The following is a 19,502-nucleotide window of genomic DNA, read 5'->3' on the forward strand; positions in this document are numbered from 1 at the left end:
TTGTCGCATCGCGCTGGTATCGCGGTCCTTGGGGCGCTGGCGAACGATTCGCTCGCGAAAACTGGGCCAATAGCTATTCCGCGAGCGGCGGAATACGCGGCTTTTGCAGCGAAATGGGCCGTCATCGCCTTGTCATGGGGAATTGTTAGGTGACGCTGGCATGGGAAGTGAATCCTTGAGTGATGAGACGCCGGAACGGCGTTTTCGCACCCTGTTTATCTCCGATGTTCATCTCGGAGCTCGCGGCTCGCAAGCCGACCGATTGCTGGATTTTCTCCGCAGCCACGACGCCGACACGATCTATCTGGTCGGCGATATCGTCGATGGCTGGGCGCTGAAGTCCAACTGGTACTGGCCGCAATCGCACAATGACTTCGTGCAGAAGATGCTGCGCAAGGCGCGCAAGGGCGCCAAGGTCATTTACGTGCCGGGCAACCACGACGAGTTTTTACGCAAATATTACGGCACGCATTTCGGCGGCATCGATGTGATGGAGAACACCGTCCACACCGGCGCCGACGGCAAGCGTTACCTCGTGATCCACGGCGATATCTTCGACCTCGTGGTGCAGAACGCGCGCTGGCTCGCCCATCTCGGCGACAAGGCCTACGACTTTGCGATTCAGATGAACCGCTTCGTCAACTTCTTCCGCAAGATGTTCGGCGTGCCCTATTGGTCGCTGTCGCAATGGGCCAAGCTGAAGGTCAAGAAGGCGGTCAACTATATCGGCGCGTTCGAATCGACGCTCGCGGGCGAAGCCAAGCGCCATGGCTGCGACGGCGTGATCTGCGGCCACATCCACTACGCCACCATTCATGACGAGCATGGCATCCGCTACATGAACTGCGGCGACTGGGTGGAAAGCTGCACGGCGCTTGCCGAGCATGAGGACGGCCGTTTCGAGATCATCACCTGGACCGATCCGGTGCGACGCATCGCGCCGGTGCCTCGTGTGGAGGCGCGCGCGGCCTGATGAAAATCCTGGTCGCGACCGATGCGTGGCATCCCCAGGTCAACGGGGTTGTCCGCACGCTGACCATGATGGCGCAGGCCGCCCAAAAATGCGGCGTCGAGGTCGACTTCTTGACGCCGCAGTCGTTCCGCACCTTTGCGCTGCCGAGCTATCGCGACCTGCGGCTGGCGCTGCCGGGGCCGAGCCAGATCAGGAAATTGATCGAGGCGGCGCGCCCCGACTGCATTCATATCGCGACCGAAGGCCCGATCGGCTTTCTGGTTCGGCGTTACTGCCGCAAGCACAATCTGCCCTTCACCACGAGCTTCCACACCCGCTTTCCGGAATACGTGTCGGCGCGCTCGCCGGTTCCGGAAAGCTGGGTCTGGGCCATGCTGCGATGGTTTCACAAGCCGAGCGGGGCGGTGATGGCGGCGACGCCGGCGCTTGCTGCTGAATTGCGCGCGCGCGGGTTTGGCAATGTGGTGCTGTGGTCGCGCGGCGTCGACACGGCGTTGTTTCATCCGCGCCACGTCGATCTCTGCCTGCCCGAGCCGGTCTTCCTCTGCGTCGGCCGCGTCGCGGTCGAAAAGAATCTCGAGGCGTTTCTCGATCTCGATCTGCCCGGCACCAAGCTGATCGTCGGCGACGGCCCGGCGTGCGTACGGCTTGAGCGGCAGTATCCGGACGCTCTGTTCCTCGGTGCGCGCCATGGCGAAGAACTCGCGCAAATCTACGCTGGCGCCGACGTCTTCGTGTTTCCCAGCAAGACTGACACGTTTGGCCTCGTGCTGCTGGAAGCGCTGGCGAGCGGTCTGCCGGTTGCCGCCTTTCCGGTCACGGGTCCGCGCGATGTGATCGGAACCACGCCCGTCGGCGTGCTCAGCGACAATCTGGGGGCCGCCTGTATCGAAGCGCTCGGCATTCCCCGGAAGGCCTGCGTCGCGTTCGCCGCCCGCCACACCTGGGAAGCTTCCGCACGCGTCTTCATCGAGCACGCAAGCCAGGCCCGCTTCCTGCCGCCGGAAGAGAAAAAGGCCGAACAACCGCCTGAATTCGTTGCGGAAGACCCGCACCTCGCGGTCACCTCACGCTAAAGCGTCTTGCTCGTGCCTCCCACGGCGCGATACAACAACCGCATGACAGAAACCGCCAAACCGTTGCCCGTGAGCGCCGCCGATATCGACGCCGCCGCGAAGGTCGTTGCGCCCTTTGCCGTGCGCACGCCGCTGTTGTCCTTCCCCGTGCTCGACGAACGCGTCGGCGCAAAAGTCTTCTTAAAGCCGGAGATGCTGCAACGGACCGGCTCGTTCAAGTTCCGCGGCGCCTTCAACAAGCTGGTGTCGATCCCAACTGAAAAGCGCGGCGGCGGCGTGGTTGCGTTCTCCTCCGGTAACCACGCACAGGGCGTGGCCGCGGCGGCGCAGATCTTGAACATGCAGGCGACCATCGTGATGCCCGCGGATTCACCGCTGACCAAGCGCGAGCGCACCAAGGCGTACGGCGCCGAGGTCGTGCTGTACGACCGCGACAAGGAAGACCGCGAGGCGATCGCCGGCGGCATCGCGAGCAAGCGCGGCGCCACCTTGGTGCGCCCCTATGACGATCCTTTCGTGATCGCAGGGCAGGGCACCGCGGGCCGCGAGATTGCCGAGGACCTGACCGCGCGCGGCGTTGTGCCCGATATCGTGGTGGCCCCGGCGTCCGGCGGCGGCCTGATCGCGGGCGTTGCCACCGCGGTGAAGGCAAAGTTCCCGAACGCCGAAGTGATCGTCGCCGAGCCGCAGGGCTATGACGACCACGCGCTCTCGCTGCGCGCCGGCCATCGCGAAGCCCATCCTGCGGCAGGCCGCACCATCTGCGATGCGTTGATGGCGGCGATGCCAGGTGAGCTGACTTTTTCGATCAACAGCAAGCTCTTGGCCAAGGGTGTGTCGGCTTCGGATGAGGAAGTCGGCAAGGCCGTCGCCTTCGCCTATCGCGAACTCAAGCTGGTGGTCGAGCCCGGTGGCGCCGTCGGCCTTGCCGCGCTGCTTGCGGGCCGCATCGACGCCAAGGGCAAGAACGTCGTCATCGTGCTTTCCGGCGGCAATGTGGACGCGGATCTGTTCGCGAAGCTGGTGGCCTGACACAGGCGAGATCGCGAGCAAAGAATTCGGGGCGGAGCATCGCGTTGCTCCGCCCCGTTGTTATTGACGGTATCGGCTTTCAGCGCATGAACCCGCGCCGGCCGCCGCCCTGGTTCATCGAGCTGGCAAAGTGCGAGCCGCCGTTGCTGCCCATGCCGCCGATCCTGCCCTGAAAGCGGCCGCCCTGCGCGGGGCCGCTCTGCTTCATGATGACAGGCTCGCGCCGAACAATCCGGGACTCGAACTTCGGCTTGTTGACCGGCGCATCGACGATGCGCTTGGGCGGCAAGGTCGCCTTGATGTCCGGCCTCGGGCCGGTCGTCTTGATCACGTCCGTATTGGCGCCGGCCTTGCCGACCGTCGTTCCCGGCAGGGTGGCGATCTTGCCGCCATTGATGCCGGTATTGCCGTTGGTGCTGCCGGCACCCGGCGCAGGCAGGGTCACGATCTTTTTGTCGGACACTGCATCCGTCTTCGTAACGGGCGGCAGCGTGACGATCTTGCCGCCGCCGTTGATGCCGGTATTGCCGTTGCCGATGCCGACGGTGGTGCCGAGCTTCGGCTTGTCGCCGAGCGCGATGCCGAGCTTGCCGCCCTGCACCGGCGCCACGGTATCGCCGAGCTTGATGGTGCCTTCCTTCGGCAGGCCGAAATTGACCGGCTTCAGGTTCGGTGCGAGCTGCGCTGGCGCGATCAGGTGCGTCGCCTGCATCAGCGGTACGATCTTCGGTTTCGCCTGTAGCGCGAGCGCGGCCTGTGCGTAGGGGCTGCCGGCGTAATTGTCGGCAAAGGTTTTGTAGGCGAACGGCGAGTTGGCAAGCACCGCCTTGTGCCAGGCCTGCGCCATCATCATGTTGCGCAAGAGCCAGCGGATGCGGTCGCACAGCGGATCGTGCGGATACATCGCGATGAACTCCTCGTAGTATTGCGGCGAGCCCTCCGACAGCACGTAGTCATAGGCCTGGCGCGCCGAACGGCTCGGCAGGTTGGACGCCATCTGCACCACCGGAGCCTTGATGGGCGCGCGGTTGGCCGCCACCGCCGTGTCGCCGAAGAAGGTGAAGTCAGATGTCAGCGACGAACTCTCCCACGGGATCTGCCTGCCGTCGGTCGTGTTGTTCACCTCGAGGCGGACGCGCTTGAAGAGCTGTTCGATCGGCACGTTCGGCTCGCGGGCGAGCTTCAGGAAGGCCGAGGTGTACGGACTGTGGCCGTCGGTGCCGTCGAGCGCTTCGGCGCCCGGCGCCGTCGAGTAGCCGACGATCGAGCCGTTCGGCGCGTCGACGATCGCAAGGCCGCGGCCGGCGTCGTTGACTTCCTTGAACGGGTTGTTGCGGCAGGCATCCAGCAGCACGATGCGCAGCCGGCTCGGGATCGCTTCCAGCGTCGCCATCACGTCGACCAGGCGAACCGAGTTGCTGACGAGATCGTTCGGCGAGGAAATTTTTGCGTCGGTCGGGACGAGGTAGTTTTCGCCGGCGAGCTGCACGCCATGGCCGGCATAGTACACCATCGCCACCGTATTCTGGCCGCGGCTGGCGACCCTGGCGGAGAAGTCCTGCACCACCTTGAGCATGTCGTTGTGCGTCAGGTCGGTCGCGGAGATCACCTCGAAGCCGGCCTGATTGAGCAACTGCGCCATCGACTGCGCGTCGTTGCCGGGATTGGCCAGGTCAGGGGCGTTCTGGTAGTTCGAATTGCCGATCACCAGCGCGACGCGCTGCTCCGGCCCGCGCAGCGCGGCCGGAGCATTGGTGGTCTCGGATGTCTGGGCAAAGCTTGCACCGCCGATGAAGCCGAGCAGGCTCACCAGCAGGCCGGTACGAAGAAATGATTTCAAACGGGACATGACGTCCTCCTCAACGGGAATCTCGATGCGAGATTTGTCGCGAGCAGGCTAGGCGTGGGTTCACATCATGTGCGTGATGAAAATCACGATGGAACAAACGCTTATGATGAACGTCGAATGAACATCAATAAGTTAGGATCAAAAGCGGTGCGACATGCGAACGCACCTCACGAAAAGAACGCGATCCTCTCGGCCTGGCTCATGCGGCGGATCGGCGACAGCGGATCGTTGGCCGGCGCGGGCTTCTTCAGCATGCCGCTCGCGAGGATGGTCGAGCCGAGCGAGATTTCCTGCACGGGCGGCGGCGGTTGCGGTTCGGGCGAAGGCGCGATGACGGGCTGTGGCGCAATCGAAGGCTGAGGCGCGATTGTTGTCGCTTGCACAGGGACTTCGACGATAGCGGAAGTTTCTGCGATTGCCTCCGGCGCGGGCGCGACCGGCGCGGGCTCCGCGATTGCCTCCGGCATGGCGGCGGTCTCAAAGCTCTCGTCCATGCCGACCGGATCGGGCGCCGCCATTTCTGCCGCGATCAGGTCGAGCACGGCTTCGTCATGCGCTTCGGCCGCGGCTGCGTCGGCCATCTCGGCGGGCTCCTTCGCCGCCGGCGCCGGGATTTCCGGCTCGGGAGGCGCGGAGAAGGCAACGGGCTCGGGCGGAGCCTCGACGGCGGCAACGGCTTCCGCCGGCGCTTCCATCATCGGCTGCGGCGGCTCCGGCTCGACCGCTTCGATGTTCGCTGCGGTGACGGGCTCGACCTTCGCCTCAACAACCGGCTCCGGCTCCGCCGGCGCGGGGAAGGGCACAACCCGCGCCCGCGTTTCCTCCGGCTCCGGCGCCGGTGCGTGGGTTTCGCCGCGTGCTTCGAATTCCTCGAACTCCGCCAGCAACTCGGCAAACGCGGCATCGACCGCCGGCCGCACTTGCACGGACGCGATGTGTTCCGCGCTGGTCTCGATCGCGGCGACCTGCGAATCGAGGATGTCGCAGATGCGGCCATCGGCGCCGATCTCGCGCAGGCGCCAACTGATTTCGCGGATGACGCGCACGCCCTTGCGGATCGGGGCGATATGCTGCTCCACCGCCATCGCATCGAGCGCGGAGGTGGTGGCGGCCTGCGCCTCGCCAACGGCGTGGCGGATCGTCGCCAGCGCTTCGGTCAGCCGCGTGTCGGCAGCGGCCTGCTTCTGCGAGGCAAGGCTTTCCTCGATGCGGGCGACCGCATCGAGCACCATGCGGGTGTCGGCGTTGCGGTTGCGTTTGGCATATTCACCGAGGAACCAGCGGCCGCGCGAAGTTTCCATGAAGGCTTCGCTGATCGCGGCATAATCCTCCTCGCTCGGCAAAGCCGCGCGGGCGGAAATTGGCGACAGGGCAAAAGCTTCTTCGGCCATCCAAAACTCTTCGCGCAAATCATCGCGCGGTTTGCAATAAGGAACAACATGATATTGCCCGAATCGCAACCGGTTTGATGACTTCCGAATCGCAAATCCCCATCGATACGCAAGCGGCCTCCAGGCGATTCGCGGCGCGCCTCGCGCTGTTCTACGGCACGCTGTTTGGCCTCGTCGGTACCCATTTGCCGTTTTTCCCGGTCTGGCTGAAGGCGATCGGCATCGAGCCCGGCTGGATCGGGATCATCACGGCGGTGCCGGCGGTGACGCGCTTCACGGTGCTGCCGTTCGTGACGGGCCTGGCCGAACGGCGCGACTCGCTGCTGACAGCGCTGATCGTCACGGCGTTCGGCTGCGCCGGCGGACTTGCCATCATGGGCACCCAGCATCAGGCCGTCGCGGTGCTTCTCATCTACATCGTGACTTCTTGCCTGTGGACGCCGATGACGCCGCTCACCGATGCCTATGCGTTGCGTGGGGTCGTGCGCTACGGCCTCAACTACGGGCCGTTGCGGCTGTGGGGTTCGGCCGCCTTCGTGGCCGGCGCGCTGGCGTGCGGACTGCTGGTCGATCTCATCGCCGCAAAGCACCTGATCTGGGTGATCGTAGCGGTGGCCGTGCTTGGCGCGCTGGCCAGCCTGACGCTGCAACCGCTCGACCGGCCGAAGGCATCCGCAACGACACGGCACGACGCGCGCGCGCTGCTGCGCGACGGCGGCTTTGTCGCCGTCATCGTCACCTCGGCGCTGGTACAGGGCAGCCACGCCGCCTACTACACCTTTGCGTCGATCGCCTGGCAGCAGGCGGGTCTGGGCGGGCTGACGATCGCCGGCCTGTGGGCGCTGGGTGTGCTGGCCGAGATCGTGCTGTTCGCGCTGTCGCCGCGCTTCACGCTGCCGTTCTCGACACTGGTCGCGATCGCGGCCCTGAGCGCCGTATTCCGCTGGGTCATCTTTGCGCAGGCGCCGCCGATCGCGATCCTCGCCTTCGTGCAACTGGCGCACGGGCTGACCTTCGGGCTTACGATGGTCGGCACCATGGGCCTGCTCGCCCAACTCGTGCCCGGCCATGTGATGGCGCGCGGGCAGGGCTATCTCGCGGCCTGCACCGGCATCGTCTCGAGTTCCGCCTCGATCGCGTCAGGCGCCGTCTATGCGCGCTACGGCGAGGGCGTCTATTACCTGATGGCGGCGATGGCCGGCACCGGCGCGGTCATCATGTGGCTGGCGCGGCACAAGCTGGCGCCTCAGCCCCAAAGCGAAGCTTCCGGTTTGTAAGCCGGCCGGAAGTCATTTCAAAATCTGGAGATTTCTGAACCGTCCGCTTGCGAGCGTCGACCAACTATGGCTGGTTAGTGACAGATTCTCAGAGGTCACGGGGGCGGGGCCGGGAACTTAACTTCTCCGGCACGGGAGGCGACATTCTTTGGACGGCAACCCGACACTGGAGCGGATTGCAAAAGGCAACGGGCTTGCGCTGCTGGCGGCCGGTTCGTGGACCGCGCGCTTTGCGCCCGTGCTCGAGGCGATGGTGGCGGATGCCGAAAAGCTCGCCGGCAGCCGCCCCAACATCTTCATCGACGTCTCGCAGGTCTCGCGGCTCGACACCTTTGGCGCCTGGCTGATCGAGCGCCTGCGCCGCAGCCTGACCCGGGGCGGCGTGGAAGCGCAGATCGCCGGCCTGTCGGCAAACTATTCCACGTTGGTCGAGGAAGTGCGCCGCGTGAAGCCGGCGCCCGAGGTCGACAGCAATCCGGTGACGATATCAGGCATGCTGGAGCAGGTCGGCCGCAGCGTGGTCGGCATCGGCGGCACCGTCGTCAGCCTGATCGATATGCTGGGTGCGGTGCTGGCGGCCTGGTTCAGGGTTCTCATTCGTCCCCGCAGCTTCCGCCTGACCTCCACGATCCATCATCTGGAGCAGGTGTGCTGGCGCGCGGTGCCGATCATCGTGCTGATCACCTTCCTGATCGGCTGCATCATCGCGCAGCAGGGCATTTTCCATTTCCGCCAGTTCGGCGCCGACATCTTCGTGGTCGACATGCTCGGCGTGCTGGTGCTGCGCGAGATCGGCGTGCTGCTGGTCGCGATCATGGTCGCGGGACGCTCGGGCAGCGCTTACACCGCCGAGCTCGGCTCGATGAAGATGCGCGAAGAGATCGACGCGCTGCGCACCATGGGCTTTGACCCCATCGAGGTGCTGGTCCTGCCGCGCATGTTGGCATTGGTGCTGGCACTGCCGATCCTTGCCTTCCTCGGCGCCATGGCCTCGCTTTATGGCGGCGGCCTCGTCGCCTGGCTTTATGGCGGCGTCGAGCCGGAAGCCTTCCTGCTTCGTTTGCGGGACGCCATCTCGATCAATCATTTCATCGTCGGCATGATCAAGGCGCCGGTCATGGCGGCGGTGATCGGCATCGTCGCTTGCGTCGAGGGACTGGCGGTGCAGGGCTCGGCCGAGTCGCTCGGCCAGCACACCACGTCGTCGGTGGTGAAAGGCATCTTCTTCGTCATCGTCATGGACGGCGTGTTCGCGATCTTCTTCGCCTCGATCGGGATCTGACCATGGCGCTGCAACCCCAATCAGACGCCATCATCCGGGTTCGCGACATTACGGTCCAGTTCGGCAAGACGCGCATCCTCGACGGCCTCAACCTCGATGTGAAGCGCGGCGAGATCCTCGGCTTCGTCGGCCCTTCCGGGGCGGGCAAGTCGGTACTGACGCGCACCATCATCGGCCTCGTGCCGAAGGTCGCCGGCCGCATCGAAGTGTTCGGCGTCGATCTCGATGCGGCTGATACGGCGACGCGGCGCGGCGTCGAGCGGCGCTGGGGCATTCTCTTCCAGCAAGGCGCGTTGTTCTCCTCGCTCACGGTGCGGCAGAACATCCAGTTTCCCGTGCGCGAATATCTGCGCGTCTCGCAGCGGCTGCTGGACGAGATCATGGTCGCCAAACTCGTCATGGTGGGCCTCAAGCCCGAGGTGGCCGACCGCTACCCGTCGGAACTTTCCGGCGGCATGATCAAGCGCGTGGCGCTGGCGCGCGCGCTCGCGTTGGACCCGGAACTGGTGTTCCTGGATGAGCCGACCTCGGGCCTCGACCCGATCGGCGCGGGCGATTTCGACGAGCTGGTCCGCACCCTCCAGCGCACTTTGGGGCTGACCGTTTTCATGGTAACCCACGACCTTGACAGCCTTTATACGGCCTGCGACCGCATCGCGGTTTTGGGGAACGGTAAGATCATTGCCGCAGGATCGATTGCCGACATGAAGGCGTCCAAACATCCCTGGCTGAACCAGTATTTTAATGGGAAGCGCGCACGCGCCGTAGTCGTATAGCGCTGGAGTAGACGAGCAGAATGGAAACGCGGGCGAACTACGTCCTGATCGGTACGTTCACGTTGGCGGTGATCGCGGCCGCCTTCGGCTTCGTGCTGTGGTTCCAGAGCCTGCACACCACCAAGCTGCGCAGCCCCTTGCGCGTGGTGTTCGAGGGCCCGGCATCGGGCCTGCGCAACGGCGGCAGCGTCAATTTTAACGGTATCCGGATAGGGGAGGTGATGTCCGTTAAGCTCGACAATCCGCGTCGCGTTGTCGCGCTGGCGATGGTCGAGAACAACGCCCCCATTCGCAAGGACACCCTCGTCGGGCTCGAATTCCAGGGCCTCACCGGCGTCGCCGCCATCTCGCTGAAGGGCGGCGATGAGTCCGCGCCCCCGGTGCCGCTGGATGAAGACGGGGTCCCCGTGCTGACCGCCGACCCGCACGCGCTTCAGGACGTCACCGAGGCGATCCGCTCGACGCTTCAGAACGTCAACCGCATCGTCGCCGACAACCAGGAATCGGTGAAGAACTCGCTGCGTAATCTCGAGACCTTCACCTCGGCGCTCGCGCGCAATTCCGAAAAGATCGACAACGTCATGCTCAAGGTCGACGGCGTGATGGGCAAGGCCGACAATTTGATGCTCGGCCTCAACTCGATTGCCGGTGGCACCGGCGGCGAGCTCGCCGCGATGGTGAAGGCGATCAAGGAGCTCGCCGAGGACTTTGACAAGCGCTCCGGCGCGCTGATGGCCGACGGCCGCCGCACGCTCTCCGACATCAGCCGCGCCGTGAACAATTTTGACCGCAACCCGAGCCGCGTGATCTTCGGCGGTGGCAACGCTGCGGCGCCGGCTCAGGAGGCACCGCCGCCACGATCCGCGCCCGCAGCGCGCGCCGAGCAGCCACGACCTGGGGCCGCGGCAGGCGCGCAGCCGCGGCGGGCGCAGTAGCGACGCTCCAGCCGTCATTGCGAGCGAAGCAATCCACAAGCGTAGCGGACTCTGACTAGTTCGTCGCTGTCGCTCAGTCTTTCGACGTGCTTGAATGGCGACGCAATTGGTGATTGTCGCGGAGGCCGCCTGGCCTGCTAGCTAGTTGATCGGGGAAACAGAGAGTGAAATGACGGATGCGAGGGCCGAGCCGAGCCGCGGAGAGAAGTTCGCCAATACTCTGAGGGCTCCGGGGTGGATCATGGGCCTAACCGTTTTTCTAATCTGTTTCGGCTTCCTGCTTATTGCCTATGTGCCAGACCAACTGGCCAGCATCTTTGCGTTCTCAATTCTTGCGCTGATTCTGTACCACTTCGTGTTCGCGCAGCTTCGTAACATCACCAATGATAAAGCCCTAAAGATAGTCGACTACCTGTACCTTGGTCTCGCCCTTTTCGGCGTGGGAGGCATCATCGACATCCAGTCTAAGATGGCAAACGAGCGATACATCGCCGTAGTTGAATACTATATGCCTCAGTTGGAGAAGCTGAAGCCGTGCAAAAATCCAAAGGGTAAAGAGTGTGACTTCGCCAACTCAATGATGAACATTGTCCGCACGCCAGATCCTGCCTATTACCGCACAGCGAAGATGCTCGACAGGATGATGCAGGGCTTTAGGGACTACAAGCTGGCTGATGAAAACATCTCGCCGTTTCTGGGTAAGTTCGACGAAATGGTTGCCGTTCTTGATGAGCGAGCCATTCCCTACATGCGTCCGGCTCGTTCCGGCGAGAATCAATTCATCTGGTTTTATATTCTTGCTGTAAGCCTTGCCCTTCGTATCACCAAAGTGACCGTTGAATTGCGCGAGTGGCACGTGCCCAAGGAGGGAAAGGCAAAGCCGATGGCGGCGGCTGAACCACTTGTCGCGTCGTAAGCACTCTCGTGCTGTTGTGTGCCCTGGCGCTAATTGCCGAGCTTGATGCCGGCCTCCTTGATCACTTTTGCCCACTCGGGCGTTTCCTTCCTGATGACCGCCGCAAACTCGGCCGGTGTATTGCCGACCCGCTCGAGGCCAAGCTCGTCGAACTTCTTGCGCACCTCAGCCAGCGCGAGCGTCTTGACGGTTTCGCCGTGCAGTTTGTCCAGTACGTCCTGCGGCGTGCCGGCCGGCGCGACCAGGCCGAACCAGGGGACGGCCTCGAAGCCGGGGAAGCCGGATTCCGCCATCGTCGGCAGATCGGGCGCGAGCGCCGAGCGCTTGATCGAGGTGATGGCGAGCGGGCGCAGCTTGCCTTCGCGCGCGAGCGGTAGCACGTTCACGATATTGGCGAACGACATGGTGACGCGGTTAGCTAACAGGTCCGGCATGAATGCCGTGGTGCCGCGATAGGGCACCGATGCGATATCGACATGCGCCATGTATTTGAACAGTTCGGCGCCGAGATGCTGCGATGTGCCGACACCGGCATGCGCGTAGGAAAGCTTGCCGGGCTGCGCCTTCGCAAGCGCGACCAGTTCGGCCACGCTCTTGACCGGCACCTCGGTCGGGACCGCGAGCACGTTCGCCGCGATGAAGACTTGCGAGATCGGCGCGAAATCCTTGACGGGATCGAACGGCAGCGTTTCGTACAGGCTCGGATTGATGACGAGCGCCGAGTTGCCGCCCATCAGCAGCGTGTAGCCGTCGGCCGCCGCCTTGGCGACGCGCTCGGTGGCGATATTGCTGCCGGCGCCCTGAACATTCTCGACCACGAACGGCGTGCCCCAGACTTCCGCAAACCGGTCGGCCAGAATGCGCGCCGCAAGATCCGGCGCCGTGCCGGCCGTGAAGCCGACCAGGATCTTCACGGGCCGGTTCGGGTAACTGGATTGCGCCGATGCGTTCGGCGCGGCTGATAGTACGAGTAGGGCGGCAAACAGGCTCGCAGCGAGCTTCATGATTTCCTCCGCACGTCCGTGTGGTCTTTGCCGCCGGACTTGCCGCGAAATGTGACAGCGACGGGCATTGCCGACAAGGCGCAAAATCAGCCGGTAGCGCGCACCGTCATTGCGAGCGAAGCGAAGCAATCCAGCTTTGCCGCCGCAAAGAAGGCTGGATTGCTTCGTCGCTTCGCTCCTCGCAATGACGAAAGAGTTGAGTCTGCTCTTTGCCGCACCGTCGTGGTTAGCGGTCTCGTTCGGTAGTGCTTGAACGGGCAAAGTTCAGATCGGCCCCGACCAGCGGCGAGCGGCGCAATGCGGCGAGGATGCCGCCCTTAGCATGATGCGGGGCCCGTTCTGTCGATGCGCGTGGCGTGCGACTTCGCAGAGCGGCTGGATTTTCGAATAACCTTCGCGACTGGCTTCATAGCAGTTTGCTCCGCCATGTTGGTGCAGCCTAACGCAAAACGGAGGCCGCTGGGCCTCCGTTCTCGATTCTCAAACTGCTTTTCTCGCCGCTTACCCCAGTCGGCCCGCCGCATGCGCCAGCAGCGTGTACACCAGCCCGGTCTCCGAGGTGAGGTGGCCGCGCAGGGTCTGCGCGCCGCGGTCCTCGCGGGCGACCTCGTCGAGCAGGCGCTCGAACTCGGCGATGTAGCGGTCGACGGTCTGCTTGAAGCCGCGGTCGGCGCGATATTTGCGGGCGACCTCGTCAAACGCCTTCTGGCCGGCCGGCGTGTAGAGGCGCTTGGTGAAGGCCTTGCTCTCGCCGCGCTGGTAGCGGTCCCACATCTCGGCGGCGAGGTTGCGGTCCATCAGGCGGCCGATGTCGAGCGACAGCGACGCCAGCGGATTGTCGGGGGCGACCTGTTGCGGTGCGCGGCCGCCGCGCTGCGGCTGACCGGCGCCGGCATCGGTGCGGCTGAGCAGATCGGACAGCCATCCGTCACGCCCGCCACCATCGGGACCGGCGGGGCTCACCGGCGGCGCCTCGGTGCGGCGGCCGGCGGGCATGCCGAGGTCGGGCGGCGGCAGGGTGGAGGCGCTGCCGCGAACATCGCTGCCGCGGACATCGCCGCCGCGGCCGCCGGCGACCGCCATGATTGGCTCTTCCTGGCGCTGCGGCGCACTGGCGCGGCCTTGCGTGACCACGTCGAGGCCGCGGCCGTGATGCGCCACGATGCGGTTGAGCTCGGCGAGCGCCTCGATCTGGTCGACGATCACCTTGCGCATCTGCGCGGTGCTTTCGGCGGCCTCCTGCGGCATTTCCAGCACGCCGCGGCGCAGCTCGTTGCGGGTGGCCTCGAGCTCGTTGTGCATCTCCGCGGCCATCTGCTTCATGGCCGTTACCATCGCCGAGAACTTCTCGGTCGATTCCTTGAACATGCCGTCCGTTTCGGCGGCGCTGTTCTGGTACAGCTCGTTCATCGCATCGAGCGTCTGCTGACGCTCGTTCTCGGCCGCCGCGCGCACCGCCTCGAACTGGCGGCTGATCGCGGCAGAGCCGGCGCCGGCGGTTTCCGCCACCACGCGCGCGATGTCGCGGGCGCGTTCCTCGGCCGCCGCCAGCGATTCATCGAGCAGCCCGGTGAAGCGCGACAGCCGCTGGTCGAGATCGGCGGTGCGCAGGTCGATGGTGGTGACCAGCGATTCCAGCGTGCTCTTGCGCTCGGCGAGCGAAGCGCTGGTGTTCTTGTTGCTCTGCTCGACGACGGCGGCGGCTTCCACCAGCGCGCGGCCATGGGTGTCGAACTGGGTCGACAGCATGCCGAGGTCTTCCAGCGCCTTGGAGGTCTTGGCGTTGAACACGGAAAGCTGATCTTCCAGCGTCTGCGTCGCAACGCCGTTGCGGGTGGTGACGTCGTTCATCGCCGAGACGAAGTCGGCAACGCGGGTCACCAGCGCGCGCTCCAGCGAGTTGAGGTTGTCGTGGGCGCCGGTGAGCACCTCCTGTAGCAGGATGTTGCCCTCGCGCAGCCGCTCGAACAGGGCGACCGTGTCGGTGCGCAGGATCTTGCTGGTCTCCTGCATCTCGGTAACGGCCGCGATCGAGACCTGGCGCGACTGATCGATTGCCGAGCGCGAGGCCTGCTCGAGGTCCTTGAGCGACTTGGCGACGGCGCCGGTCGCGAGATCGCCGGCCGAATTGATCGCGCGAGCGACGTCGGAGCCATTGGCCGCCATCGTCTGCGAGAACGCCTGGCCGCGCGTCTCGATCGACTTCAGCGCGTCGGCCGTGACGCGATCGATGTCGGTCGCAAGCTGCGTGGTCTTGGCGGTGAGCGCTTCGACCAGTTGCCCGCGGCGGCTGTCGACGATCTGCGCCAGCCGGTCGGCCTGCTGCTGCACATAGGTGACGATCTCGTCGGTCTTGCCGGTCATGGTCGAGCCGAACGCGCTTGTAGCACCCAGCACCGAACGCTCGATATCGGCCGAGGTGGTCTTGAACTTCGAGCTGACCTCGTTGGATGCGGCCACCAGCGCGCTCTGGGCGTTCTGAGCCGAGGTCTGGATGTTGTCGGTCGTAGCAGTGGTAACAGCCGCCAGCGAGCGTTCGAGATCGGCCGAGATCGTCTTGATCTGGCTTGCGGCATCGGCAGAGATCGCAGTCAACGTACCCTGTGCTTCCCGTGTGGTGCTGAGCAGGGATGCGGCCGTTTCCTGACCGGCCGAAGTCAGCGAACCCTGCGCATCCCTGGCACTGCTGAGGATCGCTGCCACCGTGGCCTGGCCCACGGCGGTAAGCGAACCCTGTGCATCCCGGGCGGTGTTGAGGATCGACGCCACGGTTTCCTGGTTCACGGCGGTAAGAGTGCCCTGCGCATCCCTCGCGCTGGTCAGGATCGACGAGGCCGTGTTCTGACCAACCTGGGTCAGGGTACGCTCGACATCCGATCCCACCGCCGTCAACGTGCGCTCAACTTCGGCAGCAAGAGACTTGACGTGTTCTGCTGTCGCGGAAGAGGCGGCAATCAGCGTGCTCTGGGCCTCGCGCGCTCCTGTCGTGACCACCTCGGCAGTGGTGCTGCCGGCAAGCGACAGCGACCGCTGGATATCGGCGGCGAGCGACTTGACCTGGCTTGCCGCATCGGAAGACGCGGTGACCAGCGTGTTCTGCGCTTCACGGGCGCCTGCGGTGATCGTCTCGGCAGTGGAGGTGCCCGCCATCGACAGCGAGCGCTCCATGTCGGCGGCGAGGGCCTTGACCTGATCGGCGGCGGCGGTCGAGGCCGTCACCAGCGTGCTCTGGGCGTCGCGGGCACCGGCGGTGATCGCTTCGGCGGTGGCAGTGCCGGCCATCGACAGCGAACGTTCGATGTCGGCGGCCAGCGATTTGACCTGGCTCGCCGCATCGGTCGAGGCCGTGACGAGCGTGGTCTGGGCTTCGCGCGCCCCTGACAGCACCGAGGCGGCGGTGGCGCTGCCGGCGGCGGAGAGCGTGCGCTCGACGTCGGCGGACAGTGCCTTGATCTGGCCGGCAGCCTCGCCCGAGGCGGACACCAGCGTCGACTGGGCGTCGCGGGCCGAGGTGAGGATCGAGTTGGCCGCACCGGTGCCGACCGCGGTAAGCGCCGCTTCGACCTCGGCCGAGGTCAGCCGCAACTGGGCGCCGACATCGGTCGACACCGTGAGCAGTGCCTGCTGGGCGGCGCGCGCGCCGGTCTGGATGGTCTCGCTGGTGTTGACGACGAGATTGGTGAGCGAGCGCTCGGCGTCTTCGACATGCGACTTGATGCCGGAGGACAACAGTTCGGCGCGAGACATCAAGTCTTCGCTGGCCTGGCGGCCCGAGCTTTCGATGCGGCCGGCGACCGCCTCGATGCGCGAGCCGAGCAGGTCTTCGAACTGCGCGACGCGCGTGTCGATGTCGCCGGCGATCAGGCCGACGCGGGTCTCGATGCCCTGATGGATATCCTGGAAGCGCGCCGAGATGGTGTCGGTCAGGTGCGTGGCGCGGGCGGAGATGGTGTCGGTCAAATTCGTGGTGTGGCTATTGATGGTATCCGTCACCGCCGTCATGCGCTGATCGACCGCCTGCACCGCTTGCAGCGTGCCGTCGGTGAGCGAGGAAGTGAGGTGGGTCAGCCGCGAGTCGATCGAGTGGATCGCCTGCGCCGCACCGTCCGTCAGCGAGCTGGCGAGCGTTGCCAGGCGGTTGTCGATGGTATCGGTCACCGATCTGGAGCGGGTGTCGAAATTGATCTCCAGCGACTTCAGGCGGCCGTCGAGCGACTCGTCGAACGCCCTGATCCGCCCGTCCAGCGCGCCGTCGAAATTCCTCATCTTGTCGTCGAGCGAGGTGTCGAGCGTCGCCACGCGGCTGCCCAGCGTGGTCTCGAACTGTAGCAGGCGCTGGTCGAGCGAAGCGGTGATCTGGCCGCCGTTGGAGGTCAGGCGGCTGTCGAAATTGTCGACATAGCTCTTCAGGCTGTCGCCGATCTCCTGGGTGCGCTGGCCCATGCGTTCGACGATCTCGCCGCCGAACGTCTTCACGGTGCGGTCGAATTCCGAGATGTGGCGGGTGATCAGCGCGCCGAGCGTGCCGCTGTCGCGGGCGAATTTCTCGGCAAGCTCCGCGCCCTGGTTCTTCACCAGCTCGTCGAACGCGCTCATCTGTAGCGACAGCGTGTCGTGCGCGGTCTCGGTCTGGCTGACCACCTTGGCCACCAGCGTGTTGACGGTGACGTCGAGCGCGTCGCTCGCCTTGTCGCCGGAGGTGAGGATGCGGGTCGCCAGCTTGTTGCCGGCCTCGTCGATCTTGTTGACGAGATCGCCGCTGCGCAGCTCGAGCTCGAGCAGCAGGGAGTCGGAGGAGTTCTTCAGCGAGTCGTGCGCCTGCTCGGTGCGATCGGAGATGCTGTCGACGATCGTCGCCGAGCGGCTCTCGAATTCCGCGGTGATGCGGTCGATGCGCTCGTTCAGCATTTCGTGGACGCGGTCGGCGAGGTCGACGAACTCGTCGTGCACGTGACCGGTCTTGAAGTTGAGGCTGGTGGTCAGCCGCTCCGAAGCGTCGAGCACGGCGCGCGTCGTCTCGGCGCTGGCTTCCTCGAGGCGGTCGAGCAGGTCGCCGCCGCGCTCGCCGAGCGCGAGGATCATGTTGTCGCCGGCATGGGAGAGGGCGCCGGTGATGTGGGCGCCGCGTTCTTCCAGCGCGCCGGTGATGCTCTTGGCGACCTCGTCGACGCGCGAGGCGATCGCATCCGAGATCAGTGCGATGTCGTGGCGCAGATCGATCTGCACGCCGGAAATGGCGCTGCGCACCTGCTCGGCCTGGCCGACCAGGTTGTCGCGCTGATGGGCGATGTCCTGCAACAGCGCGCGGATGCGCACTTCGTTGTCGGAATAGGCGCGCTCGAGCGCGGCGACTTCGTTGGCGACGAGGGTTTCAAGCTCGCCGGCGCGCGCGATCGCGCGCTCGATGCCGTCGCCCATCGCGGCGACCTCGCGGCGGATCGCCTGGCCGACGCTGACCATGGAATCGCTGGCCGTACCCTCCGGCTCGGAGAAGCGGATCGCGACCTGCGCCATCGCCTGGGCGATCATGCGCATTTCCTGGCCGCGCCAGACAAGGCTTGCGAGGAAGTAGAACAGCAGCACCGGCGCGAAGAACAGCGCGGCGAGACCGCCGAGCACCAGCGCGCCGCCACTCTGGCCGATCGCGGCCTGTAGCGAACCGAGGAAGCTGACGGTGAGCAGCGCGCAGCCCGCGAGCCAGATGCCGGCGAAGATCGTCGCCATGGTGTAGACGCTGCGGGCAGGGCGGCCCTTCTGTAGCGCCTGTAGAATCTGACCGATGGTTTCGCGATCGTCGTTGGCGGCGCGGCGCGGCGTCTCGATCGGGTCGAAGACGGGATGGTCGACGCCGGGACGATCGATGCCTGGCCGATCGATGCTGGCGCGATCGACGCTCGGGCGCGCATCGAACGGCGCGTCGGAATAGGCAGGGGGCGCCGACGCAACGGGCGGCGGAGCGACTTCGCTGTCGGCGGAATTGCGGTTGTTGTCCGCGTTGCTGTCGCTGATGTTGAGGGCTTCCTGGATGGCAGAAAGCGCGACTTCGGTCGGGTCTTTCACCTTTTTGGGAGTGTTTGCCATGTCAGCCTGTGCCCTCACTACTTTTTTACGCGTCCGGCCAAGTCTTGCGTTCGTTCTTGCGTTCGTGCCTTGCGGGCCCCCCGCGAAGCTCGAAGCCGGAAAACATGCCCCTTGAGCGGTGCCGACGCACGCAATTGCGCAGCTTGTCCGCTACACCCGGAAAACATCCTATTGGCAGAGCGATGCGAATGAAATGGCCGCGATTAAGACAATCTTAATCATCGTTAACAGCAAAGCGCTGTAAGATACTAATAGTCCTCAGAATTCTTTCGGGAACCCGACGATTGAGGCTGTCCACCGGCCAAAACGCGGCAAATTTACGGCAAATCGTTCAAACGTTCCATTAACCACTTTCGTGATTGGCTGGAGAGGCTCGCCTGCCGGATCGATGCAGCGCCGAGTCGCTGCACTGAATTCCCCGGGCTTGAGTCATGCCGCTTCATCTTGAACGGATCAAATGGATGCCATCGCCGCCGCTCGCTCCCGATGACGGTCCGATCGATCTTGCGCACCTCGCGCGCATGACGCTTGGCGATGCCCACCTCGAGCATGAGGTGCTGGCGATGTTCTCGGCCCAGTCCGCAAGATTGCTTGATACTCTCGCGAGCCTGCCCGCGGAGGCGGCGGCGCTGGCCCATACGCTCAAGGGCTCGGCCAAGGCGATCGGCGCGTTTGCGGTGGCGGATGCGGCACGCAGGCTCGAGGCCGCGCTCGCCGCCGGCAGCGATGCCCGTGCGGCGTTGGCCGAACTTGGCGAAGCCGTGGCGCTGGCGCGGACGGCCATCGACGCCATGCTGCGGCGGCCTTAAGGCTCAAATATCGTCAAAACACCCCGTAAACCCGTAGGGGAGGTTTTCGTCCCGGCGGCTGGCGCCGGGCGGACTGACCCGTTATAGGACTGCCGGGACCC

At 65.0% G+C, this 19,502-nt stretch carries 13 protein-coding genes; 9 read left to right on the forward strand and 4 right to left on the reverse strand.

Features of this window, described 5'->3' with window-relative positions:
- Positions 1 to 160: 160 nt before the first annotated feature.
- Genes JQ628_RS02005 through JQ628_RS02015 form a run of 3 tightly spaced genes read left to right on the forward strand, consistent with a single transcriptional unit; the run spans position 161 to position 3,081 of the window.
- On the forward strand, positions 161 to 973 hold the full coding sequence (locus JQ628_RS02005; protein ID WP_212218354.1) for a UDP-2,3-diacylglucosamine diphosphatase: 813 nt from the start codon (positions 161 to 163) through the stop codon (positions 971 to 973).
- Positions 973 to 2,049 carry a glycosyltransferase family 4 protein gene (locus JQ628_RS02010; protein WP_212218357.1) on the forward strand — a complete coding sequence of 359 codons (1,077 nt, stop codon included), beginning with the start codon at positions 973 to 975 and terminating at the stop codon, positions 2,047 to 2,049. Before JQ628_RS02005 ends, JQ628_RS02010 begins: the two co-directional genes overlap by 1 nt.
- 42 nt (positions 2,050 to 2,091) lie before the next feature.
- Entirely contained in the window at positions 2,092 to 3,081 is a 990-nt protein-coding gene (locus JQ628_RS02015) for a threonine ammonia-lyase (protein ID WP_212218361.1), read from the forward strand.
- Between the two features lie 79 nt (positions 3,082 to 3,160).
- Here the strand turns inward: JQ628_RS02015 and JQ628_RS02020 are convergent, their stop codons facing one another.
- A complete protein-coding gene (locus JQ628_RS02020; RefSeq protein WP_212218364.1) occupies positions 3,161 to 4,930 on the reverse strand; it encodes a caspase family protein in 1,770 nt (589 codons plus the stop codon).
- A 167-nt stretch (positions 4,931 to 5,097) separates the two neighbouring features.
- Positions 5,098 to 6,321: a hypothetical protein gene (locus JQ628_RS02025; protein WP_212218366.1), complete on the reverse strand. Its 1,224-nt coding sequence runs from the start codon at positions 6,319 to 6,321 to the stop codon at positions 5,098 to 5,100.
- Positions 6,322 to 6,398: 77 nt separating this feature from the next.
- Here JQ628_RS02025 and JQ628_RS02030 point away from each other — a divergent pair, with 77 nt between their 5' ends.
- From JQ628_RS02030 to JQ628_RS02050, 5 genes are all read left to right on the forward strand, one after another.
- The gene (locus tag JQ628_RS02030) at positions 6,399 to 7,598 is read left to right on the forward strand and encodes an MFS transporter (RefSeq protein WP_212218369.1); all 1,200 of its coding nucleotides are present in this window, start codon (positions 6,399 to 6,401) and stop codon (positions 7,596 to 7,598) included.
- 148 nt (positions 7,599 to 7,746) lie between these two features.
- The gene (locus JQ628_RS02035) at positions 7,747 to 8,880 is read left to right on the forward strand and encodes an ABC transporter permease (RefSeq protein ID WP_212218372.1); all 1,134 of its coding nucleotides are present in this window, start codon (positions 7,747 to 7,749) and stop codon (positions 8,878 to 8,880) included.
- Between the two features lie 2 nt (positions 8,881 to 8,882).
- A complete protein-coding gene (locus tag JQ628_RS02040) occupies positions 8,883 to 9,656 on the forward strand; it encodes an ABC transporter ATP-binding protein (RefSeq protein WP_212218376.1) in 774 nt (257 codons plus the stop codon).
- Positions 9,657 to 9,676: 20 nt separating this feature from the next.
- Entirely contained in the window at positions 9,677 to 10,591 is a 915-nt protein-coding gene (locus JQ628_RS02045) for an MlaD family protein (protein ID WP_212218379.1), read from the forward strand.
- A 169-nt stretch (positions 10,592 to 10,760) separates the two neighbouring features.
- Entirely contained in the window at positions 10,761 to 11,507 is a 747-nt protein-coding gene (locus JQ628_RS02050) for a hypothetical protein (protein WP_212218381.1), read from the forward strand.
- A 29-nt stretch (positions 11,508 to 11,536) separates the two neighbouring features.
- Here JQ628_RS02050 and JQ628_RS02055 read toward each other — a convergent pair whose 3' ends face one another.
- Together JQ628_RS02055 and JQ628_RS02060 are read right to left on the reverse strand one after the other, a co-directional pair.
- On the reverse strand, positions 11,537 to 12,511 hold the full coding sequence (locus JQ628_RS02055) for a Bug family tripartite tricarboxylate transporter substrate binding protein (RefSeq protein ID WP_212218383.1): 975 nt from the start codon (positions 12,509 to 12,511) through the stop codon (positions 11,537 to 11,539).
- Between the two features lie 501 nt (positions 12,512 to 13,012).
- The gene (locus JQ628_RS02060) at positions 13,013 to 18,592 is read right to left on the reverse strand and encodes a negative regulator of septation ring formation (RefSeq protein WP_212218386.1); all 5,580 of its coding nucleotides are present in this window, start codon (positions 18,590 to 18,592) and stop codon (positions 13,013 to 13,015) included.
- A gap of 431 nt (positions 18,593 to 19,023) precedes the next feature.
- Between JQ628_RS02060 and JQ628_RS02065 the strand changes: the two genes are divergently transcribed.
- Positions 19,024 to 19,401 (forward strand): Hpt domain-containing protein, encoded by a 378-nt coding sequence (locus tag JQ628_RS02065; RefSeq protein WP_212218389.1) that lies wholly within the window; start codon positions 19,024 to 19,026, stop codon positions 19,399 to 19,401.
- The last annotated feature ends 101 nt before the right edge of the window (positions 19,402 to 19,502 follow it).

The organism is Bradyrhizobium lablabi (assembly GCF_018129385.1).
In the GTDB taxonomy this organism is placed as follows: Bacteria; Pseudomonadota; Alphaproteobacteria; order Rhizobiales; family Xanthobacteraceae; genus Bradyrhizobium; species Bradyrhizobium lablabi_C.